The following is a 16,451-nucleotide window of genomic DNA, read 5'->3' as shown; positions in this document are numbered from 1 at the left end:
GGGCGGGGTTCCCCCGCCCCCAAGGACACCCACACCTATTAACAAACACCTGAGAACCCACTTTTACTCTCTTACACAAACTTCTTGACGCTACCTATTTGGGGCGAAAACCGGAGAAATAGGTAGCGTTTTTCCATCTAATTCCTCTAAACGGCCTTTTCGTAAAGAAATAGATGGCGTTTTTCCACTTAGATTAACTAGTGCACCATTTCGTAAAACCAAAATAAAATAGTGCCCTTGGCGGGGCACTATTTTTGTAGCCTGATAAGCACAGCATTCGGTCGAGCCAACCGTTTATTGTCCCATCATTCCGCCGTCAACGGTGTAGAGCGAAGCGGTAACGAACGAAGCTTCTTCGGAGAGCAGGAAGTTCATGACAGCCGCAACCTCCTGCGGTTCACCATAGCGTCCCATCGGTGTTGCTGCCTCATTGGCAGCCTTGAAGTCATCGGCGCTGCCTGAATTTTGCTCGATCTTGCGCATCATCTGCGTGTTGATGGTTCCCGGCAGTACGGCGTTGACACGGATACCGAACGGGGCCAGCTCATTGGCAGTAACTCTGGTCAGGCCGATCACCGCGTGCTTGGACATAATATAGGGAGACATTCCCGGAGCACCCATAAGACCTGCCAGTGAGGAGGTGTTGAGGATGGCGCCGGATTTTTGTTTTTTCATGACAGGGATAACATACTGCAGCCCCAGAAATACTCCGCGGACATTGACGTTATACACCAGGTCGAGTGACTTCACACTCAGCTCTTCCACCAGCCCGGACGGGCCTTCAATGCCGGCATTGTTGGCAAAATAATCAATCGTACCGAATTTCGCCACCGCCTGGTTAACATAGTTCTGCACATCTTCCTCTTTGGATACATCGGCTGTAACAGCCAGTGAGTTGGAGTCGTCCAAGCCAAGCTCCTGAATGACTGCATGAATGGCTTCCTCATTCAAATCGACCAGAACCAGATTCAGCTTGCGCTCGGCGAGACGGCGGGCAAGCTCTTTTCCGATACCGCCTGCGGCACCCGTGATAACAGCTGTTTTAACTTGTGATTGACTCATTATCATTCGCTTCCTTTATGTTGTAGTGGGTGAGTAAGAGGATTTTGTAACAAAATCGCCTTATCTCTTGAAACAAGCTTACACCCGTTTTACTTGTCATGACAATAATCAAAATATAAGATATTGTCGATTAGGCGACACCGCAGTATAAAATGTAACCCGCGATTCAGTATTTTGAACATTTTACTGCTTTTTGTGCACTTTAATTTTTAACAGTTAATCTTTTTTCTATTCAGACCTTACGGTTATAATAAAAAGATACGATACAAACGTTACGGAGGCCGATAGAATTGGAACGCGAAGAGGATTTGAACAGGAGGGTCAGACGTACCCGGCAGGCACTGAAGACAGCCTTTGTGGATCTGATTCTGGAAAAGGGCTATGAAGCAGTAACCATTATGGATATCGCTGAGCGCGCGGACTATAACCGCGGAACCTTTTATAAGCATTTTGTAAGTAAGGAGGACCTGCTCCGGGATATTCATGATGATTTCTTGCGGAATGTCTCGGAGGTCTTGCTGCTGCCTTATGAAGGTATGGAGAAAATTGAGGCTACGGGTATTTATCCGTCCACATTGCAGCTTTTTCAGCATATTGAACAGCACAAAAGGGATTACCTTGCCTTAAGCTCCGCCCAGCGCGGAAAAACTTCGGTCGAGCTCTACGATACACTGCGGAGATCCATGCGTGAGGATATGCATATCGAGATGGAGGATAATAGTCCCCCGCTCGATTATGAAATTCTGCTCAGCTACCAGCTGTCAGCCACTGTAGGGGTCATTGATTATTGGGCAAAAACCGGTTTTAAATACTCTGCGGAATATATGGCCGGGCAACTAATGGCGCTCGTTAACAGCAGAATGGATCATATTGTGTTTAAAAGAAACTGAGTTGCTGCATAAAAAAGCGGCGCAGACCGCTTGTACCCCATCCGGATACAAGCTGGCCTGCGCCGCTTATTCTATAGTTACATATAAATATCAATGACTGTTCTCCCTGAACCTGCGTCGCGCTGAACCTCTTCACGGGCAATCCGCAGGCCGCCAAGCCGGTAAGGGTTAGCGAGCCGCACCGCTTCTACTTCCCGGCCGTTCACAGAAGCTGAGCGCAGTCCGCCCTCCTGGCAGTGATAAACAAAGGTCACGGGAGCGCCGCCGAATTCAAAATCAAACCGGGTGCCGTCAAGCTCAGCAGGCAGTACCGGGTCCAAGATCAGGTCGCCGCCGTCTTCACGGATACCGAGCACATTCGAGATCAGCTGGTTCATGTAGATTCCCGGACCGCTGGAATAGATTCTCCAGCCGCCTTTGACCGGAACAGACCCGTCACGCAGCTCATGGAAACGGTCCTGCGCTTCATAGCGGTTGGCAAATTTGCCGTCGGAGCTGCTGAAGTAGGCATTGCTCTGGCGCAGCTCGGCATTCGGCACGCTATCACGGATACCGACCGGATTGATGGTGGCGAGGCCCTTCCAGACCTGATCGGTTGCACCGATCTTGGCCATCGCTTCCACGAAGCGGATGTGGGCATGCACGTACTGCAGGCCGATTTCGCGGCCGAAGTTGGCTGCCTGCTCCGCACGTTTAAAGTGTGTGCTCACCCCGCCGGCATACTGTGCCGGATGGTTCATCAGCCTTACACCGTCCGGGCACAGGAACTGTTCCTGGATCAGCTTGTAGTGCGCCTCCATCTGCTCAGGGGTAAGCAGCTCACCGATCATGCTGCGGGTCATCGGCAGCAGGCGGTACTGGATGCCTGTTTCCTTGTCTTCCGGATGCAGCATCAGCTTGGCCTGCTCGGGGTCTTCAAAGTACAGGAAGCCCGGAATAACTTCGGTGCCAAGCATATAACGGTTAAAGTCGGCTTTGATGCCTTCAGTCAGCTGCTTCAGCTCATCCGACCAGCCGGCGTCCGTATCCTGAAGCACCGTGGCCAGGCCTAGAACCGTCTGGTAGGTCAAAGCCACTGTCCAGCTGCTGACCATATACTGCTTGAGCTGGGCGTTCGCCGGCTGCAGCGTATCATCCCAGTCCCCGTCTCCATAGGAGGACAAGAAGGTATCATGCAGGAAGTGGGACTTGATGTAATCCAGTTCTTTATGCGCATGTTCTCTCAAAGAGTAGGCAGCCTCAGTGAAATCGAAGCTGTGTTTGCGGGTATAAGGAATCCGCTCATCCAGCACCGCATAATCCCGGGTTGCCCGCAGGTAGTCGCCAAGCACCTTGAGCGGCCAGACAATGATATCGCCATGGCTCTCCTCCTGCTGAATAGAAGCGTATTTGTCAAACATGAACCATTGCGGCCAGTTGCCGTCATCTTCATACTGATGGGCAAACACGGTCAGCAGAATTTCCCGTACCTGTTCATATTTATGCGTGGCAAGGAAGTACTCCACAGGCCCCTGGCATACATCCCGTGTACCCCAGGCTGCTCCGCCATACTGCTCCAGTCCGTGAGGCACGGAATAGTGGACCAGCATATTGTGGGTATACCACCAGGCCAGGGCATTTACCTTGAACAGCTCTGCCTGCTCCCCGTCCTCTTTTTTCAATTGAAAGCCGTTCATGACGCCCGCCAGAAAATCACGGTAACCGCTTCTCTCCGCTTCAAATCCGGCTGCCGCCCGAGTACGGAATTGTCCGTCCAGCGTTCCCTGGAAGGTAAGTGTCCACTCACTGCTTGCATCCAGTTCAAGCACCGCAAGGGAAGCAGTGCCCGGTGCAGCTCCGGCTGCCAGCAGCGATTCATCCCCCGCTCTGCAGGCTGCTCCGTCCACGGTGATTTTGTAGGCCAGCTCAGGATAGACAGATGCACTCAGGCCACTTTCGGCAGCCCGGAAGACCAGTCCGCCATCCTTATCCTGTGACATCTGGTAAGGCAGCTCATATTCAGCCACGTTCATGGTTATCTGATTGCTGACAAGGAAGCGGTAGGCTTTTCCGCTTGCCGAAGTGACATGCAGTCTGATCTCAGGCGCGTTTATCGCTGTATAGTTCGTAATAATAAACGTATCTTCAGCCGTCTTGTAGTGCCAACGTGCATAGTTAAAGCCGATCTCGAACAGTGACGGCATGGTCAGCAGACGGAATTGTCCATCCAGCTCGACATAGATCCGCTGGCCAGACGTTTTATTGACGTTCAGCGCATTGCGGGCATTGGACAGCATTTTGTTGAAATTGGTATTGCCGACGACGACCTGGGAATTGAAAATCCCGTACATATAGGATGTAGTTGTGATCACCTCAGCATTCAGCCGCGCATTGTCTCCGCTCATCAATATATGCCCGTGCGGCCGTTCTACAAGCAACTCCTTGCGTTTAAGAACAACATGCTCATACGTTCCGGTAAAAAAGGCCAGCAGCTCTCCGTCTTCGCGTTCCTCCTGGTACCGCTGCGGGAAAAGGCTATCCAGCTCTTCATCGGACAGCTCCTGTGTCTGTACAGGAACTCCGATCCGCGCAGATGCCGCTTTCCTTTCCGGACGGCTGCTGTCCGGCTTTACAGAGGCAAGCGACTCAACACTGCTCCAGGCAGACCGCAGCTGATCAGCAAATTCAAGGCCGGTCACAGCTGCAGGATGATCCTCCCGGAACAAGCCGTAGAAGGTAAAGGCAGCTTCGCCTTTAAGCTCCGTCTTTGGAGACTGCAGCGCAGTATAAGCAAATTCATATTGATATACTTTATTGGCCAGACTCTCCTTGTACAGTGCTTCCGGTCTGTCCGTTTCTTTGTAGGACAAGCCGAAGAACTGGAAGCCCTCGGTGGAATATCCCGCTGCCCCGCCGATTAGCCCCTGCTGCAGATACGGGAACTTTCCGCCTTGCGGCTGGTTCTGGCGGGAACAGACGACATAGCCACCTGCCTGATCCGTGAAAACGGAGTGGTCGATATATTGGGACAAATAGGCCTCATTGCTGGTTACGGCACCAGGTGCAGCTATACCCACATCCTGGGTATAAATAATATCCATCAGGGCCGACTTGCCCTTTATCCGTACATCCCAGAACCAGGCATTCTCCTCTGCCAGCGTAAAAGTGACCTGGTACCCCAGCTTATCCGGGCTGTCCTGAGCTCCGGAACCTGTTGGAATCTCCCCCTGCCACACAAGCCGCTCCCCGTCCCGGCTGAAGGTGCTTCCCGATTTGACACCGAGCAGAGGAAATGCCTGAATACCGTCCGGATGGTACAGACGTACATATAGATTACCCGCAGCACCGTCTACGCTGTTAGCCAGCAGCTGGTTAATCATCATCTGCCCGCCTGACGCCTGATAAAGGTCTCCGCTTTCCAGAAATGTAAAGCTAAGACCGCCTTTTTGCAGTGTAAGCTTGGAGCCGGTTGCAGTTGTCATTTCTCTTCACTTCCTTATCTGTTACGGCTTTACACCGTTATTATGTCTGTTAGTTTACTTGAGTAAAACGAACCCGGCAGACAGCACATCACGGCTGTTCGCCCCCACATATACATTAAACCTGCCGCTGTCGCTGGTGACACTGAGGTCACTGTGATGATAGCGGAGCTGTTCTTCACCGATGGTAAATGCTACCTCCGTGGTTTCGCCCGGGTCCAGCCCGATCTGCCGGAAGGCTTTCAGCTCCTTGACCGGACGGACTACTTCACCGGAAATATCACCTACATACAGCTGAACAGTCTCAGTTCCCGTTACGCTGCCGGTATTGGTGATCGTCACCTTTACCTCAAGCACCTGACCTGTTGTCATCGTGTCAGAGGAAAGCGTCAGGCCTTCATAATCAAAGGTTGTATAGCTAAGTCCGAACCCGAACGGCAGCAGCGGCTCGTTCGGAGCATCGATATATTTGGAGATATAACGGTTGCCGTCCTCCACTTCCGGCTTTGGCCTGCCGGTATTGAAATGGTTGTAATAGACCGGGATCTGTCCTGCTGAATCAGGGAATGACATGGTCAGCCGGCCGGAAGGATTCACGCGTCCGTACAGCAGGCCGGCCAGTGCAGCCCCGCCTTCACTGCCCGGGAACCAGGCTTCCAGCACGGCATCCGCCTGGTCGTACACCCCATGCAGGTCAAGCGGACGGCCGTTGAACAGTACGACAGCCAGCGGCTTGCCGAGCTCCTTCATGGCCCGGATCAATTCCAGCTGCGCCTCAGGCAGCCTGATGTTAGTACGGCTGCCGCCCTCGCCGCTCATGTCGGAGGATTCGCCGAGGGCCAGCACAATCACATCGGCCCCCTCAGCTGCACTCAAGGCTTCCGCTTTCTGCTCTGCGGTTATCGTCTCAATGCCTGAGCCTTCGGCTACTGTAATAAGATCAGGATTACCAATTGCTGAACGCATGGCATCACTGAGCTTCACCGCATGCTCCTTGGAGCCGGTCCACGACCACCAGCCCAGAATATCGCCGCTGGACGCAAAAGGACCTATCACGGCTACCCGCTGCTCCGGCCGGAGCGGCAATACACCTTCATTCTTCAGCAGCACACTCGACTTCTCTGCCAGCTCGCGTGCCGCCTGACGGTGCTCAGCGGAGAATACGATTTCCTTCTCCAGCACCGGGTCAGCTCCGCGTGTCGGGCTTGCGAACAAGCCGAGCTTTTCTTTGAGCTGCAGGATACGCAGCACTGCCTCATCAATCAGGGCTTCATCGACAAGCCCTTCATCCACCAGCTGAGGCAGATGATGCAGATAGCTGGTTGTCATCATGTCGATATCCACACCGGCCCGGATCGCTTTGAAGGCCGCTTCCTTATCATCCTCTGCCGCACCGTGGGCGACCATTTCCTTGATGGATGCCCAGTCTGAAATAATGACTCCGTCAAAGCCCCATTCTGTCCGCAGCAGATCACGCAGCAGCTTGCGGTTGCCGGTTGCCGGGATCCCGTCAACGATGTTGAACGAGGTCATGACCATCTCTGCTCCGGCATCTACAGCGGCTTTATAGGCAGGAAGGTAATATTCACGCAGCTGGCGTTCAGACAGGTCCACAGTGTTATAGTCCCTGCCGCCCTCAGCAGCGCCATAAGCGGCAAAGTGCTTGACGCATGCAGCTACACGGGAGTAATCGCCCGCTAGGTCCTCTCCCTGGAAGCCCTTTACGAAGGCTTCCGCGAATACACCGTTCAGGTACGGGTCTTCGCCGGTCGATTCCATCACCCGCCCCCAGCGCGGATCACGGGTCAAATCGACCATAGGCGCAAAGGTTACGTGCAGACCGGAGACAGCTGCTTCCCTTGCTGCAATCTCGGCGCTCTTCTCCGCAAGCTCCGGATTCCAGGAGCTGCCGATTGCCAGAGGGATCGGGAATATGGTCTTAAAACCATGGACAATATCCGCCATAAACAGCAGCGGAATGCCAAGCCGGTTATTCTCCAGATGTGCTTTCTGCACCGCCATCATTCGAGCGGCACCGGCTACGCCCAGCACTGAACCGGCATTGCGGACGGCCTCACTGCCGATGCCGAGCTCTTCCATCGGACCGGTAATTTCCGATTCGTCACCCGGCTCATCATAGAATGGAGCTGCCAGCTGCAGAAGCTGGGCGACTTTTTCTTCAAGGGTCATATGCTTCACATATTTGTTGTATAAGTGCTCAGTCATGGCTGTATTCCCCCTACCAAAACAATTCTAATCGAATCGTTTTTCTTTACTTATCCCTTTTAAAATAAGGGTTTAATTGATGTTATATATCATAAAATCATAAACGTTTCTATTCGTTTCGACATGTAGCCGCTGCTCTTGGCAAATCCGCAAAGGTACTATAAAGGGAGCCAATCCAGCATTCTTGTCAGCTGACGGCAGCAAATGTATCCTCCCTGCGGCCTGAAATGGCAAAAGCACGCTGGACAAGCCCGGGCAGTTCCTCACTTAAATAAGTGAAAGGCACCGCCCTGCTTCATTCCGAGTGTTTCGGAATATAACGACATCTGTACATAAGCCCAAGCTATTCACTCTGATTAACTCTGTATTTTAACCGATTTACGCTCCATCAGCTCGATCTTAAGCTTGTAAAAATCGTTAACCGCATCTCCGTTAAGCATCTGGAAGAGCAAATGGCCGGCGAGCGAGCCTGATTCGTACATCGGCTGGCGGATCGTCGTCAGTGGAGGATGAATATATTCGGCCAGCTGAATATCGTCGAATCCGATGACTGAAATATCCTCCGGTACAGATATCTTAGCTTCCTCGAAGGCTTTCATCCCGCCTACAGCCATTTCATCGTTAGCAAAGAATACCGCTGTCGGCAGCTCGCCCTGCATCAGCATCATTTTGGTGGCTTTATAGCCGCCTTCACGGATGAAATTGCCGCTGAGCTTCCATTTGGCCTTTTCAGCAAGACCGGCTTCATGCATCGCACGCAGATACCCCTGATACCGCAGAGCATTGTCATAGGAATCGGCCGGTCCGCTAATATAGGCGATTGCGCTGTGGCCGTTCTCGATAAGGTGCCGGGTGGCACTGTAACCGCCCTGCTCTCCGTCAACCACTACATTGATCAGCCCTTCACCGGCAATCAGCCGGTCCATAACGACAATCGGAAAGCGCGGTCCGGCAGCTGCATGCAGAATCTCATCTGTTATGTTATGGGCCAGCACAATTGCCCCGTCAACCCGCTTTTCCATCATGTAACGGACAGCTGTTGAGCCTTGACCGCCCATGGAGCTGCAGGCAATCAGATCATAAGAATTCGTTAAAGCTACATCCTGAATGCTGCGGATCAATTCCGAATAATAAGGACCTGACAGGTCCCGCAGTATAAGGGCTATTGTATTGGTCCGGCTCCGCTTCAAATCCATAGCAAAACCGTTCTTCTGATAATTAAGCTGCCGTGCCGCTTCCAGCACCTTTTCTCTCGTCTTTGCGCTGACCTTGCTGTCTCCGCTCATCGCATAGGAGGCTGTTGAGAGCGCCACGCCGGCCAGCTTCGCCACGTCCTTGATTGTTGCCATCTGATTCAATCCTTCCTGAGCCTAGCAATTGGTTACTTATACTATTTTATGCCGGAGATCGTATATCCTTCTATGATATGCTTTTGGAAGAAGATAAATATAATAATGATAGGAATAACCATAAAGGCGGCGCCGGCCATCTGCAGCCCGAACTCCGTTCCGTATTGTCCCTTAAGCAGTGACAACCCGACAGACAGCGTATATAGCCGCTCGTCGTTCGCAATAATCAGCGGCCACAGGAAGCTGTTCCAGGCACCGATAAAGGTCAGAATTCCCTGAACGGCAAATACCGGTTTGACAATCGGCACAATCAGCTGGAAAAAGATCCGGAATTCGCCCGCACCGTCAAGTCTTGCCGCCTCCAGCAGATCGATCGGAATCGTCGTCATAAACTGGCGGAACAGGAAAATCGCGAACGCGCCAACCAGCCCCGGCAGCACGATTCCCGCCATGGTATTCACCAGGCCCATCTGATTGATGATCAGATAAGTCGGGATCATCGTCACCTGGCCGGGGATCATCATGGTTGCCAGGATAATATAGAAGAATTTGTTTCTGCCTGGAAAATCAAATTTGGCAAATGCATATCCGGCCATTGCATTCAGGAACAGCCCGACAAAGGAACACAAAACGATAATCAGCGTGTTCTTCAAATATACAAGAAAGTCCATTTTAACGAACAGATCCCGGTAATTGTTAAATGTGGGATGATTCGGGAACAGCGTCGGCGGGATCACCGTAAATTCATTTTCAGGCTTAAAGGATGATCCGATCATCCAGATAAACGGCACCATCATCAGAAGTCCTCCGAGGATGAGCAGCGTAATCATAATTCCTTTTTCCACTCTCTTCATTCTAAGAGCCATGCCAGTTCCCTCCTTCTTAAGCCGGCGGCGTTCGGCCGCAGCTTAATATTCCACTTCTTTCTTTTTGACCGCGAATTGGATCAGTGTCGCAATAATGATAATGATGAACAACACGAATGAGCCGGAGGCCGCATAACCGAATTTGCTGAGCTGGAACCCGTTATTGTAAATAAAGAGCGCCATCGACATCGTGGCATTCAGCGGTCCGCCCTTGGTCATTACCAGCGGTTCTTCGAAGAATTGAATCCAGCCGATCAAGGTCGTAATGGTCACAAAGAAAGTAGCGAATCCCAGCAGGGGAACGGTAATATAGCGCAGCTTTTTCCACCCGGTCGCACCGTCGATTTCAGCTGCTTCGTAATAGGAACGCGGAATTCCCTGCAGAGCTGCCAGGAAGATGATCATATTCAGACCGATTGATTTCCAGAACGCCAGCAGAATCAGCGAAAATTTAGCCAGAACAGGGTCCTGAAGCCACTGCTGCGCCGGTAAACCAAACCAGGAGAGTACGTAGTTAAATAATCCGTAAGACCCGTTATACAGATAGCCCCATACCACTGCTACCGCCACAATGTTCGTGATGGAGGGCATGTAATAGATAACCCGGAAGCTTTTGAACAGCCAGCCGGTACCATAGTTAAGCAGCAAAGCAACGGCCATGGAGGCAATGACAACCATTGGTACTCCAACTACTACATAAATCAAGGTATTATACATCGATTTCAAAAAAATCGGATCTTTAAAAATATCAATATAGTTGCTGAAGCCGATCCCGCTGATATTCGAATAATCCGCAAGGCCGACCAGATCCATATCCGTAAAGCTGATTACAAGTGCAATGATGATCGGAATGATCGAAAACAGCGTCAGCAGGATGACTGCCGGAGCGATAAACAAATATGGAACCTTATGCTTGTTCAGTTGCTTCACCAATGAGCTCACTTGCCTCACACCCTTTCCCTTTCTATCCCCTCTCTCCCGTCAGGAAGAGAAACAAGCTGACTGCCGGAACCTCAGCCTCAGGGCGAGATCCCGGCAGTCCGCCTGTTGGCATTAAGCCTGTTTATTTGTTCCCGAGCAGTTCATTAGCCTTGTCATTCAGCTTATCCAGCTCAGTCTGTGTATCAGCACCGCCGATTGTAATTTGTTCAAAGGCAGCGATTGCCGCCTGGGCAATCTCTTCGTACTCTTTAACGGTAGGGGCGGGACGTGAATTTTCCAGCTGTTTACCAAAAGCGGCAATCATCGGATCACTAAGCGCTTCGTTGGACCAGGCAGCCTTCAGGGCAGGCATGGAGTTCGAAGTTTCATAGTATTTCAGCTGTGCTTCCTGTTCAGCCATGAACGCAATGAACTTGGCGGCTTCATCAGGATTTTTGCTGTAGTTGAAGATGGACAGATCCGAACCGCCGATCGAAGAGGTATTCGTTACTTTGGCCGGCAGGGTAGTTACAGCCCATTTGCCATCAATCTCAGGAGCTTTATCTTTAACGGTCTGAATCATCCAAGGTCCGCTGATGAACATGGCCATTTTGCCGTCTTTGAATGCTGCAACGGTGTCGAGGTCTGTGCCTTTTGGCGATAACCCTTCATCATAGAAGCTTTTCAGGAAGTCAACCGTTTCTACATAAGCCGGCTCATTGAACTGCGGCTGGCGGTTTGCGTCAATAATGTCACTGCCGTTCTGCCAGGCAAAGATAACAGGGTAGATAGAGTCTTTACCTTCGATCGGCATGGCATAATGACCGGCTCCACCCTTTTCGACCAGCTTTTTGCTGGCATCCTTCAGCTCATCCCAGGTCTTGGGACCCTCTGGATAACCTACTTCACTGAGCAGATCCGTCCGGTAAAACATAGCACGTGTCTCTACATAGAACGGAATACCTACCGTCTGATCTTCATACTTTGTGGTTTCAACAGCACCTTCAAAGAAGTTCTCCGCTTTCATGCTTGGATATTGTTCGATATAAGGAGTCAGGTCTTTCAGGGCGCCGGCGGCTGCAAATTCAGGAACCCAGGTCGTACCCATCTGAACAACGTCAGGGCCGTTTTTGGATGCTACTGCGGTCAGCAGTTTATCATGTGCCGTATCCCAAGGGATCGCTTGCACATCTACTGTAATGCCAGGATTCGCAGCTTCATACATTTCAGCAATCGGTTCGACTGTATCCGCTGTACCCATAAACCATACTTTTAAAGTTTTGCTGTCTCCGGCAGCAGAATTGTTTGAATTGCCGCAGCCTGCTGCAACCAAGGAAAAGCTCATCAGTAGTGCTGCAATCTTAACTCCGGTTTTCTTTTTCATTCTTCTTTCACCCCTGTTATAGTGTGTGCCAAACTTGAAAGTGCTATGAAATAAAGCCCTTACATCGAAACGTTTCGATTAGTATCGAAAAAAAATTCGAGTTACCGCACATCATTTCTAGCCTGAACAACGCATTTAAGATGTTATTAACCTGATTTCCAGCGCTTGAAACGAGATTAACAACGCTTTCACTCTCGTTTACCCGTAACAGGCCTCCAGACAGTAGTAGTTCTTTCATTCTTTAATCGAATCGTTTCGATAACCATATTATAAGACTAAGTGTTAGCGATTTCAAGTACCTTACACAAAAAACTTTTCCGTGGTCAGCTATGCATAGCCGTGCACAAAAAAGCCGGAAGCTGCTTCATTTGCGGTTTACGCACTTGAAACAGCTTCCGGCCTTAGTCTATTTAAATCAGCTGGTATAAATAAACGAAACTACGCCGTTGGTGAAGGTCACATAATCATAACCGGCATACTGCCAGGTCTCTACACGGATGCCGCCTCCTACGGCAGCAGACTTGCTAGCCGGTGTACCCCAGCTTAACTCGACCTGCTGCTTCGTCATACCGATGCTTACGTATCCTGCCTTAATATCGTCCCACACTTTACTTGACCACTTGTAGGTTTTGTAAGGGTCTGCTGTTAGAAACTCATCTTTATCAGCCAGCGTACTTATAATTTCCGCCCCGGTCATCTCATGCGTTTTCAGTACTTTTCCTGAAGCTAGCTTCATGGCAAGAGCGAAGTTCCCGTTATAATCAGGAAGTACATCAACGATCGTTATTTTTTGAAACCGGTAATTGACATCAAAAAAGTTGACCCAATAGCTTTTGCCGATCAGGTTCGCCAGGTTTCCCTGGGCTTTTTTCTTATAGATAAGGGCGGTTTGCTTGGTCTGTACCTGCATTTCAGCCTTGCCGAAGGTTATCGTCATGCTTTGAATAGAAGAATTCCAATCAAGCCCGGCTCCGAACGCCGACTTTAGCAGCGCTGCCGGAAACACCGTTACGCCATCTACCGTCTGTACTTTACCGCTCATTTTAACCTTCTTGCCGTTCACCATTGCCGTATCACTGCCGAGCTGGAGCTGAACTGGTGTAGAATTCAGGTTAATGCTGAAGCTTTTGGTACCGGCATTGTATTGAACCGAAGCACCGAGCTGCTGGAACACCTCTTGAACCGGCAGATACATTGAGCCGCTGATCAGCGCTCCGGTTGTGATGATATCGTCTGAACTGATGGATACCTCCAGCGTTTTGGAGACTGCTCCTGATTTCACAGTAACTTTGGTAACTCCGACCGCCAGTGCCTTTAAGGTTCCATCGTTCAGCTTCTGCAAAAGCACCGGGTTTTCAACCGTCAAATCCGCATCCTTCAGCGGTACTTTTCTTGTAGATCCGCCTGTCCAGGTCTCAGTAATCTGCACGGGGACCTTGTCCCCGACCGTAAGGCTGGTCTTCTCCATCGTGAAGGTTACACCGGTGACACCTGGCAGGGTGAGCTTCTCCATACGGTCCGCCTGCACATCATAATCCCCTACGCTTCCGTCCTGCGTTTTTACATACATGCCTTGATTATAGACAGAGATTAGTCCAGTTACACCTTTAAGACCCGGGAATGATTCCGTGAGCTTATAGCGGTCAGCTTCAGAAGACCCCGTTCTCCAGACGGTACCGTCATTCATCCGTACAACCAGGTTCCCTTGGTCATCGAATCGGGCTTCTGCTGCATTTTCGGTGATGGTTACGGGAATATATTTAGAGAGATCATTCCTGTCAAAATTAAACCGGTTGTACAGCAGCACTTTTCCGGATTGCAGGACCACTGCCACATCATCGACAGAACTGTAGGAATCAGAATAACTATCTATGGCCGTAACCTCTGTGCTGCTGCCGAATTGATCAATTTTGTCGCTGAACCCCTCTGCCTTCAAGACTCCGGAACGAGTAAGCAATGCCAAACCTTTTTCGGAATCATCAAATTTCACAATATCTGTATAACTCGTAGGATCACCATAGCCGAGGTAACGAATGGTTCCTGTATTATCCAAATAATAGTTCCCGGAAATATGTACCACCCCGGTCATGCTCTTCAGCATTTCTGGAGCTCCCTTCCCCTGCAATCGAACCAGAGTACCTGACGCGGTAATCCCATAGCCTTCCTGAATCTCGGTCAGATCGAAATCAAGCTGTTTATATCCTCCGTTGTCAACATCCTGCTTCCATACTGTACCGTCACTAAGCAGGTAACTCCCCCTGTCAAAATCTATGATCGACGGTCCAGCCGCATGCAGCACACCCCCGGTCTGACCAAAAATGCCGGCGGAGACTGCCGCTGCAAGCACCCATTTTAAACCTTTCATCTTCCAAAATCCCCCTTTGTGTTTGACGCACTCATTAATGTATCACAAATGCAAAGATATTCCAGAAGAATTTCGATACGCCCAAGCAGCAAAAAACTGCCTGCAATCCGCTAAGATCACCTGCAGTTCCATTTAAATACTGTAACTCTATTTTTCGTGAACCTTACCCTCTTTAACCTTCTGTACCTCATACATATTGACGGTTGTGCCCAGAATGTAGGCCGGTTTCTCCTGGCCTCTGCTGTTACGGTGGCCCTGGATGTGCGAGTCACTCTTCTCCCAGTTTTTCCAGGCATCTTCGGACTCCCAGCGGATCAGGAGCAGCACCTCTTCACTGTCCTTGCCCTTCTTGTTGAGCGCGATGCTGATATCGATCAGGCCAGGCATTTCCTCAAGCGCTCCGGGTGCGCTGAATCTCTTGATCACCTTGTCACTGTGTCCTTTTTCTACAACTATGGATCTTGTCTGGATTAACATAATCATTCCTCCTGTGTATAGGGAACTGCAAATGCCTCACAATCTTCCCCGCCTGATATAGTTGAATGCGCAACTAACTCTATTCTAATTGATAATCGTTATCATTTCTAGTCTGATAATAAATCTATTTGGAAAGCAGGCAGAATATGAACCTGACCGTTGAGCTCGCCGCACCGCACCGCATGAAGCGTATATTATCAAAAACCTTTACCCGCTTTATCTCCATGATCTTTCGGGCCAATATGGGCTGAATAACGGGCCCGTCCTGAATGAGCATGGGATTTATGAAGAAGAGCCGGAGATCCGGACGTTAGCCCAGCGATACGATGTTCAGAATATCTGGTGGGAGAAGCCGGGCTGCCTGTACCCTTTTCTGTTTAAAGTCGGGGGACTTCCTGCCGGATTTACGCTTATTGCTACGCCGCCCCACTGTGCACAAGGGGTTGATTATTTTGTTAACGAATTCTTTGTGCTGCAGCCGTTCCGCGGGGCCGGCGTTGCGGAGCAAGCTGCCATCTCTGTATTCGAGCGCTTCAAGGGCGCCTGGGAGCTGTACACGAATCCGGCCGCCAAAAATATAACCGGACAAAGATTCTGGCGCAAGACGGTAGCAGGATATACGAATCATAACTACCATGAAGCGGTGGAAGAGACTTTTGACGGAAACAAGCTGGTATTCCGGTTCAGCAACAACTTGTAAAATAGGGGTGGCGTGATGGAGCTGGACTGTGAACGTATCCTTTTGAGGGATTTATGTGAAAATGAACGGAAATTTTTTGCTGTGTTAGAGGGGCGTGAGCAGTCATCTAAATTTGAAAACAACCGCCCTGATGCTGTGCAGATTGAGGCTGACTTCAATAGAGTATTGCTACATCTGGCAAATGGTCGCGCGAACATTTCAAGCTGATGGTATGCCGTGCAACAGATCAAACACAGCCGGGAATTATCAGCAGCAAGCTGAACTGGGAGGACATCGGGGAATGGGAGATCGTATGGGCGCTGCACCCGGAGTACTGGAGACACGGATATGCAACCGAAGCAGTCCGGCTGCTGATCGGTTATGCCTTCAAAGAGCTGAACGCGCACCGGATCATAGCATATGCCAACGCCGGCAACCAGCGCTCCGAACGACTCATACAGCGGGCCGGCATGACCAAAGACGGCGTACTGCGCGGGACCAGATACTGCAACCGGGAATGGTGCAATGAGCTGATCTACTCAGTACTGGAGAGGGAATGGCCTAAGGAGACAGCCGCGGGTAAGTAAGTGGCAGTAGAGGGAAATTTCCCTTTACGAGGCTGTTTGATGGGTCATTGTTCCGATTTAATGGGAAATTTCCCCTTATCGGGCTGCTGAGAGCAATACACTTGCACCGAACCTGACATGAAAAAATAGCCCTTCACAAACAAATCGGTTCCCCCTAAAGTTGTAGTTACCACAGCCACAACTAAAA

At 50.6% G+C, this 16,451-nt stretch carries 13 protein-coding genes; 4 read left to right on the top strand and 9 right to left on the bottom strand.

Translation table 11 applies throughout. The features are described 5' to 3' along the window. Positions 1-294 precede the first annotated feature (294 nt). Positions 295-1,062, bottom strand: a complete 768-nt coding sequence (locus M2108_RS30700; protein WP_277473246.1) for an SDR family NAD(P)-dependent oxidoreductase — start codon at positions 1,060-1,062, stop codon at positions 295-297. Positions 1,063-1,352: 290 nt separating this feature from the next. Here M2108_RS30700 and M2108_RS30695 point away from each other — a divergent pair, with 290 nt between their 5' ends. Next, positions 1,353-1,952, top strand: a complete 600-nt coding sequence (locus M2108_RS30695; RefSeq protein ID WP_277473247.1) for a TetR/AcrR family transcriptional regulator — start codon at positions 1,353-1,355, stop codon at positions 1,950-1,952. 77 nt (positions 1,953-2,029) lie between these two features. On the opposite strand, the gene M2108_RS30690 is transcribed toward M2108_RS30695, so the two are convergent. From M2108_RS30690 to M2108_RS30655, 8 genes are all read right to left on the bottom strand, one after another. After that, a complete protein-coding gene (locus M2108_RS30690; protein ID WP_277473248.1) occupies positions 2,030-5,413 on the bottom strand; it encodes a GH36-type glycosyl hydrolase domain-containing protein in 3,384 nt (1,127 codons plus the stop codon). Between the two features lie 54 nt (positions 5,414-5,467). After that, the gene (locus tag M2108_RS30685; RefSeq protein ID WP_277473249.1) at positions 5,468-7,636 is read right to left on the bottom strand and encodes a glycoside hydrolase family 3 N-terminal domain-containing protein; all 2,169 of its coding nucleotides are present in this window, start codon (positions 7,634-7,636) and stop codon (positions 5,468-5,470) included. 356 nt (positions 7,637-7,992) lie between these two features. Further along, positions 7,993-8,985, bottom strand: coding sequence for a LacI family DNA-binding transcriptional regulator (locus M2108_RS30680; RefSeq protein WP_277473250.1), 993 nt, complete (start codon positions 8,983-8,985; stop codon positions 7,993-7,995). Positions 8,986-9,026: 41 nt separating this feature from the next. Beyond that, positions 9,027-9,851 carry a carbohydrate ABC transporter permease gene (locus M2108_RS30675; RefSeq protein WP_277473251.1) on the bottom strand — a complete coding sequence of 275 codons (825 nt, stop codon included), beginning with the start codon at positions 9,849-9,851 and terminating at the stop codon, positions 9,027-9,029. Between the two features lie 42 nt (positions 9,852-9,893). Beyond that, positions 9,894-10,793, bottom strand: coding sequence for a carbohydrate ABC transporter permease (locus M2108_RS30670; protein ID WP_277473252.1), 900 nt, complete (start codon positions 10,791-10,793; stop codon positions 9,894-9,896). A gap of 121 nt (positions 10,794-10,914) precedes the next feature. Next, on the bottom strand, positions 10,915-12,156 hold the full coding sequence (locus M2108_RS30665; RefSeq protein ID WP_277473253.1) for a sugar ABC transporter substrate-binding protein: 1,242 nt from the start codon (positions 12,154-12,156) through the stop codon (positions 10,915-10,917). 415 nt (positions 12,157-12,571) lie between these two features. Then, the gene (locus M2108_RS30660; protein WP_277473254.1) at positions 12,572-14,521 is read right to left on the bottom strand and encodes a copper amine oxidase N-terminal domain-containing protein; all 1,950 of its coding nucleotides are present in this window, start codon (positions 14,519-14,521) and stop codon (positions 12,572-12,574) included. 147 nt (positions 14,522-14,668) lie between these two features. Beyond that, positions 14,669-14,998 (bottom strand): antibiotic biosynthesis monooxygenase, encoded by a 330-nt coding sequence (locus M2108_RS30655; protein ID WP_277473256.1) that lies wholly within the window; start codon positions 14,996-14,998, stop codon positions 14,669-14,671. Between the two features lie 469 nt (positions 14,999-15,467). Between M2108_RS30655 and M2108_RS30650 the strand changes: the two genes are divergently transcribed. Genes M2108_RS30650 through M2108_RS30640 form a run of 3 tightly spaced genes read left to right on the top strand, consistent with a single transcriptional unit; the run spans position 15,468 to position 16,264 of the window. Next, positions 15,468-15,698, top strand: coding sequence for a hypothetical protein (locus tag M2108_RS30650; RefSeq protein WP_277473257.1), 231 nt, complete (start codon positions 15,468-15,470; stop codon positions 15,696-15,698). Between the two features lie 15 nt (positions 15,699-15,713). Beyond that, positions 15,714-15,905, top strand: a complete 192-nt coding sequence (locus tag M2108_RS30645) for a hypothetical protein (RefSeq protein WP_277473258.1) — start codon at positions 15,714-15,716, stop codon at positions 15,903-15,905. Then, positions 15,905-16,264 carry a GNAT family N-acetyltransferase gene (locus M2108_RS30640; RefSeq protein ID WP_277473259.1) on the top strand — a complete coding sequence of 120 codons (360 nt, stop codon included), beginning with the start codon at positions 15,905-15,907 and terminating at the stop codon, positions 16,262-16,264. Before M2108_RS30645 ends, M2108_RS30640 begins: the two co-directional genes overlap by 1 nt. Positions 16,265-16,451 lie beyond the last annotated feature (187 nt).

Origin of the sequence: Paenibacillus sp. PastM-3, from assembly GCF_029893965.1 — a bacterium.
In the GTDB taxonomy this organism is placed as follows: domain Bacteria; phylum Bacillota; class Bacilli; order Paenibacillales; family Paenibacillaceae; genus Paenibacillus_AQ.
The sequence above is the reverse complement of the archived record's forward strand: the minus strand, read 5'-3'. Positions and strand labels throughout refer to the sequence as shown.

Coding starts and splice junctions, on each gene's coding strand:
- M2108_RS30700 (WP_277473246.1), bottom strand. CDS start 1,062: ATGAGTCAATCACAAGTTAAAACAGCTGTTATCACGGGTGCCGCAGGC.
- M2108_RS30690 (WP_277473248.1), bottom strand. CDS start 5,413: ATGACAACTGCAACCGGCTCCAAGCTTACACTGCAAAAAGGCGGTCTT.
- M2108_RS30685 (WP_277473249.1), bottom strand. CDS start 7,636: ATGACTGAGCACTTATACAACAAATATGTGAAGCATATGACCCTTGAA.
- M2108_RS30680 (WP_277473250.1), bottom strand. CDS start 8,985: ATGGCAACAATCAAGGACGTGGCGAAGCTGGCCGGCGTGGCGCTCTCA.
- M2108_RS30675 (WP_277473251.1), bottom strand. CDS start 9,851: ATGGCTCTTAGAATGAAGAGAGTGGAAAAAGGAATTATGATTACGCTG.
- M2108_RS30665 (WP_277473253.1), bottom strand. CDS start 12,156: ATGAAAAAGAAAACCGGAGTTAAGATTGCAGCACTACTGATGAGCTTT.
- M2108_RS30660 (WP_277473254.1), bottom strand. CDS start 14,521: ATGAAAGGTTTAAAATGGGTGCTTGCAGCGGCAGTCTCCGCCGGCATT.
- M2108_RS30655 (WP_277473256.1), bottom strand. CDS start 14,998: ATGTTAATCCAGACAAGATCCATAGTTGTAGAAAAAGGACACAGTGAC.
- M2108_RS30645 (WP_277473258.1), top strand. CDS start 15,714: ATGGAGCTGGACTGTGAACGTATCCTTTTGAGGGATTTATGTGAAAAT.
- M2108_RS30640 (WP_277473259.1), top strand. CDS start 15,905: ATGGTATGCCGTGCAACAGATCAAACACAGCCGGGAATTATCAGCAGC.